This is a genomic window from Acinetobacter sp. YH12142 (assembly GCF_013418435.1).
In the GTDB taxonomy this organism is placed as follows: domain Bacteria; phylum Pseudomonadota; class Gammaproteobacteria; order Pseudomonadales; family Moraxellaceae; genus Acinetobacter; species Acinetobacter amyesii.
Window position 1 is genome coordinate 49855 of sequence record NZ_VPCB01000004.1, and the last position, 13167, is coordinate 63021.

Sequence of the window (13167 nt, forward strand, 5' to 3'; positions counted from 1 at the left end):
AGAGGTTTATGAGCTCATGGATTTTGACTTTAATTTGATCCTTGTTCCTGCCACAGTCATTTTTTTCCTAATTTGGCTGTTGGATAAGTTTGTCTGGAAACAACGGCAGACCAAAGGTAAAGGGAATGAAAACGTCGTTATCGCGTGGGCTTATGACTTCTGGCCGATTCTAGCGATAGTTTTGGTGATGCGTTCATTCTTATATGAGCCATTTAATATTCCATCAGACTCTATGGTTCCAACTTTAGAGACAGGTGATTTTATTGTGGTGAATAAATATCAGTATGGTGTACGATTACCTATTATTAATAAAAAAATTATTGATGTTGGTGAACCTGAGCGTGGAGATGTAATTGTATTCCGTTATCCACCGCAACCAACCATTAGCTATATTAAACGTGTGGTCGGTTTACCAGGTGATCATATTATTTATGATCATGGTCAACTGAGTGTGAATGGTCAGAAAGTGGCAAAAGTTCCAGTTGAATTTAGCCGTGAAAAAGATCAACTCGATACACCTACATCGATTTATCATAAAGAAACCATGGGTAAGCATACGTTTACCATGCGTGAGCTTGACGGCGTCAATGTTGCGCGCCAAGCGCCATTTATCAACTATGTTGAAAATGGTAAATATTCAACAGAAAATGGTTTATATTGGGAAGTTAAGGTTCCTGAAGGTCACTATTTCGCGATGGGGGATAATCGCGATCAAAGTGCGGACAGTCGTTTTTGGGGCTTTGTGCCTGAAGAAAACCTCACTGGACGTGCTTTTTACAAGTGGATGCATAAGGAACCTGGTTTAAAACTGCCTTCATTTAGTCGTAATGGCAGTATTGATTAGTCTTACATCAGGAAAATAAAATGAGACATCAACGGGGAACGTCTTATATTGCAATTTTAATTGCTATTATTGGTTTTGCTTTTTTAGCTAAAGCATTAATTGCGGTTTGGGGACCGTATGTTGACGACCGTCTCGTCAACAATGAAATTGAAGATTTGATGAAGAGCAGTCCTAAAAATATTGCTCCTAGTAAGTTTGAGTCACAAATGTCACAACGCTTAGATATGAATGGTGTGCGTGATTTAAACTTTAAAGATATTGCTCAAGTCACTAATGTAGACGGTCTACAAGTGAAAACAGATTATGAAATAAGAAAGCCTTTCTTATTGAATATTGATATTGTGTTGAAGTTCGAGAAAAGTTTTGATCAAAGCTCAGTCCAAGCTAAATGAAGCTCGTTTAGCAAGTCGTATCGGTTATCAGTTTAAACAACCTGAATTGTTACAACTGGCCTTGACCCACCGATCGGTGAGCCATAAATACAATTATGAACGCCTAGAATATCTGGGCGATTCATTATTGGGTATGATAATTGCCAATTATCTATACCATGCCTACCCGCATGAAAATGAAGGGCGTCTAACGCGTATGCGTGCGACACTGGTTCGTCAGGAAGCGTTAGGTAAAATTGCCAATGACTTAAAACTCAGTCAAGAATTAATCTTGAGTACAGGTGAGTTGAAATCTGGCGGTCATCATCGCGAGTCTATACTGGCGGATACTGTTGAATCGATCATTGGAGCAATCTATGTCGATTGTCAGGATTTAAAAATTCTGGAACCGATTGTTCTTAAATGGTATGTGCCATATTTAGATCATATTGAACCGACCGATCAACTGAAAGACCCTAAATCACGTTTACAAGAGTATTTACAAGCACGTAAAAAACCTCTCCCGGTTTACGAGGTTGTAGATATTCAGGGTGATGCTCCAAACCAACATTTTAAAGTTGAATGTACGGTAGAAGGGCTACCTGTTAAATACGGTGAAGGTTCAAGCCGTCGCTTTGCTGAACAGGCAGTAGCGGCAGAAATCTTAGAAATTTTGGAGAAAAAGTCTTAATGACTACTCATTCCGATCACGTAGATGCTGATCACGAGTCGCAAGGCGACAGTAACGATTTAATTAGTCAGTTTTTTAGTGCACAAGGTACTGAAATTCCTGCCGATTTTAAAAGTGGTTTTGTGGCGATTGTCGGTCGTCCAAACGTGGGTAAATCAACGTTAATGAACCATATTTTGGGTCAAAAACTTTCCATTACCTCTCGTAAACCACAGACCACACGTCATAAAATTGTGGGTATTGACTCACGCGAAAAATCTCAAGCGGTATTTGTAGATACCCCGGGGATGCACAAAAAAGAAGTCCGTGCCATCAATAAAATGATGAACCGTGCGGCACATTCTGCACTTCGTGATGTGAACTTAGTTTTGTTTGTGATTGATGCAGACAAATGGACACAGAATGATGATTTAGTGTTAGAAAAGCTAAAAAATGCCGATATGCCAGTGATTCTTGTGATCAATAAAATTGATACACTAGAGAATAAAAACCATGCATTACCATTGATACAAGAGCGTGCAAAATTAATGAATTTTGCAGAAATTGTTCCTGTATCAGCATTACGTGGTGCAAATTTAGATCATTTGCGCAGCACGATTGAGAAATATTTACCATTCCAACCACCACTGTATTCACTTGAGCAATTGACTGATCGTTCAGAGCGTTTCCTTGCCTCTGAAATTATCCGTGAAAAAATCATGCGCCAATTGGGGGAAGAGCTTCCTTATGATCTAACCGTTCAAATTGAGTCGTTTAAAACAGAAGAAGCAACAGTTAATCCAAAAACGGGTCGTCCTAAAGCGGCGTGTACCTATATTGATGCGACGATTTTTGTTGATCGCTCTGGCCAAAAAGCCATTGTGATTGGTGAAAAAGGTGCCAAACTGAAGAAAATCGGTATGGATGCACGTGTGGATATGGAAAAAATGTTCGAGCAAAAAATCATGCTAACACTTTGGGTGAAAGTCAAAGGTGGTTGGTCTGATGATGAACGTGCATTGAAAAGCTTGGGTTATAGCGATATTTAATTGCTAGACATTTAAAACTTTGAGGGAAGAGTAATGATGAAAGTATTAGCTGTAGTGGCGTTTGTATTGTTTCTACAAGGGTGTATTCATAAAATCGTTACTGTTCCTGTCAAAGTGGCTTATAAAACCACAAAAGGCGTGGTCAAAGGGACCGCTGCAGTTGTAGGTGCAGTCATTCCAGATGGGGATGATGAAGAAGAAGACGACAAGAAAAAGAAAGACAAGGATTAATATTTTAAATCATGCGTAATGAGATACTGCATGGTTATTTAATTCACCATCGTAAATATCGTGAAAAAAGTCATATCGTGCACCTGTTTACGCAGGAGCATGGCCGAGTTGACGGTATTCTCAGACAAACACCTCCGCCACAGTATCAACCGATTTGCTTGCAAGCATCCGGCAAGTCTGAACTTAAAAATTTCAGTAAACTTGAAATTGTAAATCAACCCATTTTCTTTTTTGGGGATGCTTTTTTTTCAGGGTTTTATTTGAATGAAGTCTTATTGAGGCTATGTCCCTTAGAGGTTGAGATGCCAGAGACATTTGCTCAATATGCGCATACATTAGAACAACTCCAATGCATGTCTGCGCAGGATAATCCTGACCTGTTTTTGCGACAAATCCTTAGACAGTTTGAGCATGAGTTGCTTGAAGAATTGGGTTATGCACTAGATTATTCAACTGATGCAAATCAACAGCAAATTCAGCCTCATGAAAATTATCAATTTCATTTAAACGAAGGTTTTCAACCTGTCATTAAAGCCTCACGCGCAACATTGTCAGGTCAACATATTTTAAGTATGTGTGATTATGAAAAAGGTGGGGAATTTAATCCTGAACAGTTACAATTACTGTCTAAGTTGTACCGACAAATGATTACTTCCTTGCTTGGCGATCGTCCATTAAAAAGTCGTCAATTGTGGATACAGAATTCTCAAACTCAACGTCATTAGGAAAGAATTATGGCAGCTTTGCTTGGTGTAAATATTGACCATGTGGCAACACTACGAAATGCACGTGGGACAACTTATCCAGATCCTGTGAATGCCGCAATTATTTGTGAGCAAGCGGGGGCGGAAGGGATTACGCTGCATTTACGTGAAGATCGTCGCCATATTAAGGATGATGATGTACGTCGTATGCGTTCTGTATTAAAAACCCATATGAATCTTGAAATGGCAGTGACCAATGAAATGGTTGAATTTGCCAAAGAGATTCAGCCGCATCATGTATGCTTTGTTCCTGAAAAGCGTGAAGAAGTGACGACTGAGGGTGGTTTAGATGTTGTTGGGCATTTTGAAGATGTAAAAAACGCGACTCAAGCACTCGCAGCGATTGGTTGCGAAGTTTCATTATTTATTGATGCTGACTTTGCTCAAATTGATGCAGCAATTGCCTGTGGCGCACCTACGATTGAGTTGCATACAGGTGCATATGCAGATGCTGAAACACCTGAAGCGCAGAAGGCAGAGCTGGAACGTATTATTCAAGGTGCTGAATATGCCGCATCTAAAGGTTTGATTGTGAATGCTGGCCATGGCTTAAATCTTGACAATGTCACTCCGATTGCGCGCATTGCGCAAATTCATGAACTAAATATTGGTCACTCGATTATTGCTGATGCTGTATTTATTGGATTGGCACAGTCTGTAAAACAAATGAAAGCTGCGATTAAAGCCGCACGTTAATTATTTAAGTAAAGTATATGTCAAATATTGATTATGATGCCCTAATGAAGCCAGTCATTGGCTTCTTGGGGTGTGAAACACCAAAAGCATGGCTAGATGAAGCTTTAAATAATTTGGATATCCTGATGCAGGATCATGCCAATTGTGAAAAGAAAGCAGCAAGTACAGCAATGAATTTGATGTTTCGTTATAGTTTTTTCTCGGATTTACAAATCAAACTGGCACAGCTAGTACGCGAAGAAATGCTGCACTATGAGCAAGTGCTGGAACTGATGGCAAAACGTGGTCAGAAATGGACTGCAATCAGTGCTGGTCGGTATGCAGGTGGTCTACGTAAAGAAGTGCGGACTTACGAGCCAGAAGCGTTAATTGATATCTTGGTGATTGGCGCATTTGTTGAAGCACGGTCATGTGAGCGTTTCTATGCGCTTGCACCACATGTGGATGAAGAGTTGGGGCGTTACTACCGCTATTTGCTAAAGTCTGAATCACGCCATTATGAGGACTATTTAGCATTGGCCATGGATGTGGCGACGACCAATAAGCTAAAGAATCCGAAAGAAGATATTCAGATGCGTATTGAGCATATTCGTGAAGTTGAAAAAAATTTGATTAGCAGCCCAGATGATTTATTCCGCTTTCATAGTGGTGTGCCAGTCAAAGCAGCTTGATAAAATAATCCTCCAGAATGGGGGATTTTTTATGCACTTAAAATAAATGATAATAAGAATTATTTACAATTATCTTGGGTGAATCTAAAATGAAACGATCTCTATGAATCAAACAATTTAAGCTCACTTATTTAATATGAAATTACAATTCACTTTACTCTGTATCGCTTTGTGTGCGGTTGGTCAGGCTGAAGCGCATTATCCTTATGTGGCGCCATTAAACTATCAAACATTTAATAATCATAGTGCCATTCTTTCTGGTTTTTATGACAATCCGTTTGTTTCTGAAATAGCCATTAAAAATTTTAATTTCCATGTACATACACCGTCAGGTGAAAAGCTGCATCTAACAGATGCCGATTGGGCAAAAACTCAAACAGTCAGCAGTTATAGTTTAGAAAATAAGCAGGATGGCACGTATCGTATTCGTGGTGAAAAGCAGGGAAGTACAGCGCGTTTTGCTTATGATCAAAAGCAGTGGAAAGCGTTAATCAATGGTGTACGTGATCCTCAAAAAACTGCGAATGCAAATGTCATTTATACAGCCGAGTTGACTCAAAAGTCGCAAATCAAAAGTATTCAAACCCAAGAAATCATTGAAACTTTTGTATCGCGCCGTGTAACGTCTACAAATGTAGTGAATCATTTGCATGATGGTTTTGATGTGCAATTTAGAACCCATCCGAATGCCATTATGCAAAATGAGCCAGTACAACTGAAAGTGCTAGATCAGAAAAAAGCGGTTCCGGGTTTACAGGTTGAAATTTTGCAGCAAACCACGGATTACAGCCGTGAAGGAAAAGTTTATAAAACGCTTAAAACTGATCAAGATGGAAATTTGAATTTTAACCTATCAGATCGTGGTCAGTATTTGCTGAAAATGGATTATCAACAGCCTTTTGAAATGAAGGAACACGCATTAAAACGATATAAATATACTTTGAGTTTTAATGTGTGTCTTGTCCTGAAATAGATTGACAGTATTCCACTTCAAACCGAGTTAAGCAATTAGCTCGGTTTTAGTTTGCTCATACGTCTGATTCGGGGTGTTCATATTTAAACTTAAATGTGGTCTATAGCAATTATAAATCATAATAGATTCCGCAATTAAGTGATCTAACTCCTTCATGGTTTGACATCGTGTAATTAAAAACTCCTGCTTTAATATTCCATTAATCCGCTCTGCTAATGCATTCTGGTAACAGTCTCCTCCATCTGTCATAGAAGGACATACCCCATAATGGCGTAATGCCGATTGATATAGTTCAGAGCAATACTGAGAGCCTCTGTCTGAATGATGAATCATCCTTGTCGCTCGATCCGTCACATGCTGCATAGCCATATGTAGAGCCTGCACAACATTCTCCGCACGCATATCATTCGATAACTTATAACCTTTAATCTGACGGGTATAAGCATCTGTCACTAAGGATAAATAATGTACGCCTTCAGCACTCTCAACATAAGTAATATCACTAACAAAGACTTCGTTGGCTTGCACTGCTGAATAATCCTTTAATAAATTTGGATGCTTCTTCATCCAATGCTTGCTATCCGTAGTTTTTGTATAGCGACGCTTGGGGCGAATCAATAAATTATGCTCTTTCAATATTTTAAATAACTGATCCCGTCCACACTTTAAACCACGCTGCAACAATTTGCCTTTAATAAGCCAATACAGCTTACGTGTTCCGATACTTGGCATGAGACAACAATATTCCATAACCAACTCAAGTATTTGTTCAGTTGCTTGTGCAGTCATTTGAGCACGTTTTTCTGCTTGATAATAAGCTTGTCGGGTGATTCCCAACCACTGACAATAACGTGAAACGCTTAGTCTTCTTTGGCTTTGCCAATCTTTGAAACGTGCTCGGTATACTTTTTTCCAAGATCAGTCCCACATTCTTTATCAATGTGATAAATCACATCCTGAATAAATTCAGTTTTAAGCTTTTCTGCGGCTAACTGCTTTTCTAATTGGCGGATTCGTTGTTGGGGGGTTAATTGGCGTTTAGAAGAAGTCGGCATATTCGAAGTCCAGTCCTGTTGTCCGTGCTTGCGTAACCATACCAGCACAGTTGATCTTCCTTGAATACCATATTTTGCCTGAGCTTGTTTATAAGTAATTTGCCCTTTTTCTACTTCATGTACAACCATCATTTTAAAGGCGAAGCTATAATCACGTTGTGTGCGTTTAACTCGTTGTTCTTGTGCATGTTCCATAAAATAAGTCTCTTAAGGTGTAAACTTATTTCAGGACGGGACAGTGATTTAAAGAGAAAAAGCTCTGCGATTTGCGGAGCTTTTTTATGAAAATGATTTAGCTATCTTTAGGTTCAAGATAAAACATCGATAAACCTATCAATAAAATTAAACTGGTTTGAGTGAAAAAGTGTTTATTAAAACCACCATAATATTGCTGCGAATAGCCTGCAATCAGTAAACAACCCGTTAAATAAAGCAATCGATAATATCGGCTCTCAAAACAATAACAGACACTTGCAAAACATAAAATCAGGCAGCCAATCACCATATAATGGATATCCCAAATGATGGTGTTGATTGCAAATAAAAGTGCTGAAAGTGCGCCGATAGATAAATTACGCAGGCTTTCAAACCCTTGAAAAATGTGCATCAAAGCTAATATGAAGAATGGCAATAGAGCAAGTGCATATTTTATTCTTATACTGTTTTGCGTCATGAGCATAAAATTTTGCTGTTTCTCAACAATGGGGCTAGTACTGATGCTTAGCCTAAGCCATTGCAGGGTTAAGTGTTCAGGGATGTTGGCTTTAACTAAAAATTTGAGAGTGGCTTGTGGTGGAATAATATAATTTTCTTGGAATTCATGGCCATAAAACATCCATGACTTATTGGTCTCTAGTGTGTGATATTGCGTATTTTTTTGAGTTGAGATGTTAAAAAGTTGTCCAGTTGCATTTAACCCAGCTTTCATACATGGTGTTTCTTTCTCGTGAACAATACATAACGGCAGTACCGAAATTTCAAGATCTTTTCGAGTTTGTTGCTGACCTGCAAAATCGATATGAACATATAACTGATCAGATTGGTTTTGCAGCGTAATCGGTGTGCTTGACCAATATAGTCCTTCTGTCATCTCGTTCAATACAGATTCAGATATTTCGGGAATAGTATTGTGATTTTGAAACTGCTGAGGTGGAATCAACCATTGTAGCTTGCTGTCAAGAAGGGTGTTCGATTCACTATTATATAAATTGGGTGGTGTTTTGAAATGTTGCTCAATTTCACTTTCGGGTGTGCAGCTCACCAAATAAATTGCAAATGGGCTGATAAAAATTAAAAGAAAAATGAATGCAGTGAGATAGTGTTTTAAGGCAGTTTTATTTGATTCAGCATCAACTTGAATGAACATTTTTTTATTTTAATGACAATGACTTATAGATTATATGTAAATCATAGTCATTAAAAAAGCCCATTTAAATAAATGGGCTTTAGAATTTGGCTCTCCAACCTGGGCTCGAACCAGGGACCTGCGGATTAACAGTCCGTCGCTCTACCGACTGAGCTATTGGAGAATCTGAATGCGATTATAAGCAGATTTTGGGGAGGGTCAAGCTAAAAATACCAATATGAGGAGAAATGCGTGATAGATGTTTTTTATTTGAACAAAAAGAAGGATTTTTTAGAAAAAATGAATCTTAGGCTTGCAAAGAAAAAATTCAATTGATAGTCTGAATGCAACAACAGAGCGTTTAAACATATGTTTAAACAGTGTGGATTTAAACCCAACTTGCCAGCACTAAAATGGCTAAACAGGAGAAAGCGAATGAATACGCTGACTATTTCTCAGATTTTTTCAAAATTTTCTTTTTACCAAGAAAACTATCTTTCCATTATTAGTAATCAAGAGCAATATCAAACACCTGTCGAAGGTGCGTACGTTGACGTTTGGCCTTTGGGTCGACGTGACTTGGCATTGGGTGATTTATTACAACTGTGGTTTAGTGAAAAATGGTTGATCAACACGCCATGTCATTTACGTTTTGAACATCAAGATGATGGCCGTCGTGTGCCTTTGCAACGCAAGCAAGATTTGTATTTATACCAATTGGCCGGTAATGCGTTATCAGGCTCAAATCGTTCTAAAGTATGGTCTATTTCAGAACAACAAGAACTTCGTGTTGAGTTAGATAGTGCTTTAAAATATTACTGCTTTCAAAAGGGCAGTAATCGCATTGATCTAAGCGAAGGCCAATTAATTCGCGCCTTACATTCAGCAATTTAAGTTTGAATCATCATCTGCTCGCATTGAATTGCGAGCAGAAAAATAAAAATATTAAGGACGTATAATCATGCAAGTTGCAGTTGCATGTGCATAAAGTTTGCCATTGTCATCAATAATTTTCCCTTCAGAAATCCCTAAATTTGTACTGATATTAATGACTGTTCCTATCGCTGTAAGTTCAACATCCTTTGGGATTGGGCGACACATTTTTATATTTAAGTCGATGGTGCCATAACCTACACCTGCCTCTAATAACGTGTGAATGGCACAACCTGTCACAGAGTCGAGTACAGTAGCAGCAAAGCCACCATGCACGCCGCCTAGCGGATTTAAGTGTCGTGCATCTGCTTTAGCCTTAAAGCTAATACTGCCCTTAGATACTTCATAAGGCTGCATTGGAATAGTTTCGCTAATACTTGCAGGAGGAATTTTCCCTGCACACATGGCTTGTAGAAGTTGCAGTCCGGTCATTTCTTTTGGGTTCATTATTCTGGCCTATTTTACGAGTTCTAAAAAGGAATCTAAGTTTAACATAGCTAATTGTTGAAATTATTGTCAAGTTGATTCTTTGAAGCTTTCATTGAGTAATCTTGCATTTAGTATTTTGGTATCGGTTAAAATCGGAGAGGGGCGTGTTCAGGAGGCGTGGCATTTAACCGGTATAGCGATGAAGGTGGCTTTCGCGGTCGCCTTAACCGCCTCAATCGTTGTGGCAGTATTTCATCCCTATATGTTGCCCTTGTTCAGTAATGATAAAGATGTACTCAACGTGGTTTTCGCATTGGTGTTTTTATTGTGTTGGATGCATATCTTTGATGCGATATTAGTAGTTTCGGTCAATATGTTGAGGTGTTGGAAAGTTATTGTATTTCCGATGCTGGTTTATAGCAGCATGATTTTGGTTTTCGGGCTTGGTGGTGGCTGGTATTTGGCATTCCATCCTGTGACATGGTTGGGGCGCACGTACGATGCATTCAATATTCAAGGTTCTTGGATCATGCTGTGTGTTGCTTATACGCTGGCAGCAGTTATTTGCTTTATCTGCCTTAAATGGAAACATAGCAAATACTTTAAAATGGCTCAGATATAAAAAAACCCGCGAATATCGCGGGTTTTTTTGATTTGATCTTTAGATCAAATTATTTTTCAGCAGCAATTGAAGCAATCGCAGCGTCTACGCCTTCGATTGAATCAGCAGCTTTCTTGATACGTGCAAGCGCATCTACAAGAACTTCGTCTGCAGTTGCATAAGAAATACGCATGTAACCACCTAGACCGAACGCATCACCAGGAACTACGGCAACACCAGTTTCTTCCAATAACCATGCAGAGAATTCTGTGCAAGATTTTAAACCTTTTGCACGAATCAATGGGCGGATGTTTGCATATGCATAGAATGCACCATCAGCAGGAAGGCAAGTGATACCGTTGATGTCGTTCAAGCCTTTCACAACTAGGTCGTGACGGCGTTTGAATGCTTCAATCATTGGCTCAAGAACGTCTTGAGGACCATTCAATGCAGCTTCAGCAGCAACTTGTGAAATAGAAGTTGGGTTTGAAGTTGATTGAGATTGGATTTTTTTCATCGCACCAATAAGTTTAGCAGGGCCCGCTGCGTAGCCAATACGCCAGCCAGTCATTGCATAAGCTTTAGATACACCGTTAAGAACGATTACGCGATCGTAAAGGTCTGGTGCAACTGTTGCGATGTTGTAGAATTCGTCGTCCCAACGGATTGGTTCGTACATGTCATCAGAAGCAACTAAAACTTCTGGGTATTTACGTAGAACGTCAGCTAAAGCAAGTAATTCTTCTTTAGTGTAGATCATACCTGTTGGGTTAGAAGGGCTGTTTAGAACCACTAAACGAGTTTTGTCAGTGATTGCAGCTTCTAATTGAGCAGGCGTAATTTTGAAACGTTGGTCTTCACCACATTTCACGATTACAGGAGTACCTTCAGCAATGATCACCATGTCTGGGTAGCTTACCCAGTAAGGAGCAGGGATAATTACTTCGTCACCTTTGTTTAACAAAGCAAGTGCCAAGTTAAAGAAAGATTGTTTACCACCACAAGAAACCAAGATTTGGTTTGCAGCGTAATCAAGGTTATTGTCGCGTTTTAATTTAGCAATAATTGCTTTTTTAAGACCTGGAGTACCGTCAACAGCTGTATATTTAGTGAAGCCATTGTTGATAGCAGCAATTGCAGCATCTTTGATGTGTTGTGGGGTATCGAAATCCGGTTCACCTGCGCCTAAACCAATTACGTTTTTACCAGCAGCTTTTAATTCAGCAGCTTTGTTAGTAACAGCAAGTGTAGGGGACGGTTTGATGCTATTTACACGATCAGACAGACGTACGTCCACGGCAGTATTCCTTCTTATAGGGATTAAAAAATAAAAAGCACACTATCTTAGCTTAAATGCACAGTAATGGGGAGTGGCAAAATCAACAATGTGCAAAAAAGTGTGATATTCCATCCTAACCATATAATTGAGAAAATTTACATTGAGTTACTTAAATTTTTAATCAAATTTTATGGCAAATTCTTAAAGTCACGGACAAAAATAGGGCATAAAAAAGGCCACAATATGTGTGACCATTTTTAATAAAATTTTGTGCTTCAAATACTTTGCTTATTGAACAAAACGCGATAGATCTTCTTCAGGGCGAGCAGTTAGCACTTCTACACCATTTTTTGTTACAAGTAGCGTGTGTTCGTACTGTGCAGACAAGCTATGATCTTTAGTCACGACAGTCCATTTGTCGCCAAGAAGTTTGGTTTTCCAGTCGCCACCGTTCACCATTGGTTCGATGGTAAAGGTCATGCCTTCTTCTAAGATCATGCCTGTATTTGGTTGACCGTAGTGTAAAACTTGTGGTTCGTCATGGAAAACGGTACCAATACCATGACCACAGTATTCACGTACAACACCAAAACGTTCTGATTCAACATATTGTTGAATAGCATGGCCGATATCACCCATGGTTGCGCCTGGTTTTACCACCGCCATACCACGGTACATGGCTTCTTGGGCAACTTTGCATAAACGGTTCGCTAAAATAGTGGTTTCACCACCCACGATGTACATCATGTTGGTATCACCGTGGTAACCATCTTTAATCACAGTGACATCGATGTTTAAGATGTCACCTTTTTTTAACTTTTTGCTTTCAGATGGAATACCGTGACACACAACATGGTTCACTGAAGTACAGATCACGTGCTGGAACGCTGGACGACCCGGCGCAGCGCCATAACCTAAACAAGCAGGAATAGCTTCTTGTTTGTTGACAATATAGTCATGACAAATCGTATCAAGTTCTAGGGTAGTCACACCTGGAACAATATGCGGTTTGATCATATCCAAAACTTCTGCCGCCAGTCGACCCGCGACGCGCATTTTTTCAATTTCGTCAGGCGTTTTAATTAATCGACGTGGAGCTTCGTAAGTACTGTTCATGATCTCTAAAAACTTTTGGAAATTTGTATGTGACTATGGTATAAATAGCCGCCCATTTTATCAAATGCTTTTTCGTGAATATCTTTCACGAGCTTTGTGCGATGGGGCAATAAAATCCGCACATATATCGACACATTTCT

At 39.2% G+C, this 13167-nt stretch carries 16 protein-coding genes and 1 tRNA gene; 11 read left to right on the forward strand and 6 right to left on the reverse strand.

What is annotated here, in order from left to right:
* Positions 1 to 16 precede the first annotated feature (16 nt).
* From lepB to FTU77_RS04850, 9 genes are all read left to right on the forward strand, one after another.
* A complete protein-coding gene (gene lepB, locus FTU77_RS04810) occupies positions 17 to 844 on the forward strand; it encodes a signal peptidase I (RefSeq protein WP_180054974.1) in 828 nt (275 codons plus the stop codon).
* A gap of 20 nt (positions 845 to 864) precedes the next feature.
* A complete protein-coding gene (locus FTU77_RS04815; RefSeq protein ID WP_180007637.1) occupies positions 865 to 1236 on the forward strand; it encodes a DUF4845 domain-containing protein in 372 nt (123 codons plus the stop codon).
* Positions 1208 to 1906 (forward strand): ribonuclease III, encoded by a 699-nt coding sequence (gene rnc / locus FTU77_RS04820; RefSeq protein WP_111883979.1) that lies wholly within the window; start codon positions 1208 to 1210, stop codon positions 1904 to 1906. Before FTU77_RS04815 ends, rnc begins: the two co-directional genes overlap by 29 nt.
* Positions 1906 to 2934 (forward strand): GTPase Era, encoded by a 1029-nt coding sequence (gene era / locus FTU77_RS04825; RefSeq protein WP_067765139.1) that lies wholly within the window; start codon positions 1906 to 1908, stop codon positions 2932 to 2934. Before rnc ends, era begins: the two co-directional genes overlap by 1 nt.
* Before the next feature lie 33 nt (positions 2935 to 2967).
* On the forward strand, positions 2968 to 3165 hold the full coding sequence (locus FTU77_RS04830) for an NF038104 family lipoprotein (protein WP_180054976.1): 198 nt from the start codon (positions 2968 to 2970) through the stop codon (positions 3163 to 3165).
* Between the two features lie 8 nt (positions 3166 to 3173).
* Positions 3174 to 3890 carry a DNA repair protein RecO gene (gene recO / locus FTU77_RS04835; RefSeq protein WP_180055190.1) on the forward strand — a complete coding sequence of 239 codons (717 nt, stop codon included), beginning with the start codon at positions 3174 to 3176 and terminating at the stop codon, positions 3888 to 3890.
* Between the two features lie 9 nt (positions 3891 to 3899).
* The gene (gene pdxJ, locus FTU77_RS04840; RefSeq protein WP_180054978.1) at positions 3900 to 4625 is read left to right on the forward strand and encodes a pyridoxine 5'-phosphate synthase; all 726 of its coding nucleotides are present in this window, start codon (positions 3900 to 3902) and stop codon (positions 4623 to 4625) included.
* Between the two features lie 17 nt (positions 4626 to 4642).
* Entirely contained in the window at positions 4643 to 5296 is a 654-nt protein-coding gene (locus FTU77_RS04845; RefSeq protein ID WP_180040116.1) for a tRNA-(ms[2]io[6]A)-hydroxylase, read from the forward strand.
* A 136-nt stretch (positions 5297 to 5432) separates the two neighbouring features.
* The gene (locus FTU77_RS04850) at positions 5433 to 6269 is read left to right on the forward strand and encodes a DUF4198 domain-containing protein (RefSeq protein ID WP_180054980.1); all 837 of its coding nucleotides are present in this window, start codon (positions 5433 to 5435) and stop codon (positions 6267 to 6269) included.
* Positions 6270 to 6296: 27 nt separating this feature from the next.
* Here FTU77_RS04850 and FTU77_RS04855 read toward each other — a convergent pair.
* The 3 genes from FTU77_RS04855 to FTU77_RS04865 form a co-directional block, all read right to left on the reverse strand.
* Positions 6297 to 7519, reverse strand: a protein-coding gene (locus FTU77_RS04855; protein ID WP_180054983.1) for an IS3 family transposase whose coding sequence is annotated in 2 segments (ribosomal slippage) — positions 6297 to 7183 and positions 7183 to 7519 — 1224 coding nt in all. Because the reading frame shifts where the segments join, the coding sequence is not laid out codon by codon here.
* Positions 7520 to 7616: 97 nt separating this feature from the next.
* The gene (locus tag FTU77_RS04860) at positions 7617 to 8690 is read right to left on the reverse strand and encodes a hypothetical protein (RefSeq protein ID WP_180009941.1); all 1074 of its coding nucleotides are present in this window, start codon (positions 8688 to 8690) and stop codon (positions 7617 to 7619) included.
* Between the two features lie 87 nt (positions 8691 to 8777).
* Positions 8778 to 8853: transfer RNA gene (locus FTU77_RS04865), tRNA-Asn, on the reverse strand.
* Positions 8854 to 9104: 251 nt separating this feature from the next.
* Here FTU77_RS04865 and FTU77_RS04870 point away from each other — a divergent pair.
* Positions 9105 to 9563, forward strand: a complete 459-nt coding sequence (locus FTU77_RS04870; protein ID WP_180054985.1) for a hypothetical protein — start codon at positions 9105 to 9107, stop codon at positions 9561 to 9563.
* Positions 9564 to 9614: 51 nt separating this feature from the next.
* On the opposite strand, the gene FTU77_RS04875 is transcribed toward FTU77_RS04870, so the two are convergent.
* Positions 9615 to 10052 carry a PaaI family thioesterase gene (locus FTU77_RS04875; RefSeq protein WP_180055192.1) on the reverse strand — a complete coding sequence of 146 codons (438 nt, stop codon included), beginning with the start codon at positions 10050 to 10052 and terminating at the stop codon, positions 9615 to 9617.
* Positions 10053 to 10143: 91 nt separating this feature from the next.
* On the opposite strand from FTU77_RS04875, the gene FTU77_RS04880 reads away from it, so the two are divergent.
* Complete coding sequence (locus tag FTU77_RS04880) at positions 10144 to 10653, forward strand: MATE family efflux transporter (RefSeq protein ID WP_180054987.1); 510 nt, start codon at positions 10144 to 10146, stop codon at positions 10651 to 10653.
* 49 nt (positions 10654 to 10702) lie between these two features.
* Here the strand turns inward: FTU77_RS04880 and FTU77_RS04885 are convergent, their stop codons facing one another.
* Together FTU77_RS04885 and map are read right to left on the reverse strand one after the other, a co-directional pair.
* Entirely contained in the window at positions 10703 to 11929 is a 1227-nt protein-coding gene (locus tag FTU77_RS04885) for a pyridoxal phosphate-dependent aminotransferase (RefSeq protein WP_111883988.1), read from the reverse strand.
* Positions 11930 to 12199: 270 nt separating this feature from the next.
* Positions 12200 to 13027 (reverse strand): type I methionyl aminopeptidase, encoded by an 828-nt coding sequence (map, locus tag FTU77_RS04890; protein WP_180003232.1) that lies wholly within the window; start codon positions 13025 to 13027, stop codon positions 12200 to 12202.
* Positions 13028 to 13167 lie beyond the last annotated feature (140 nt).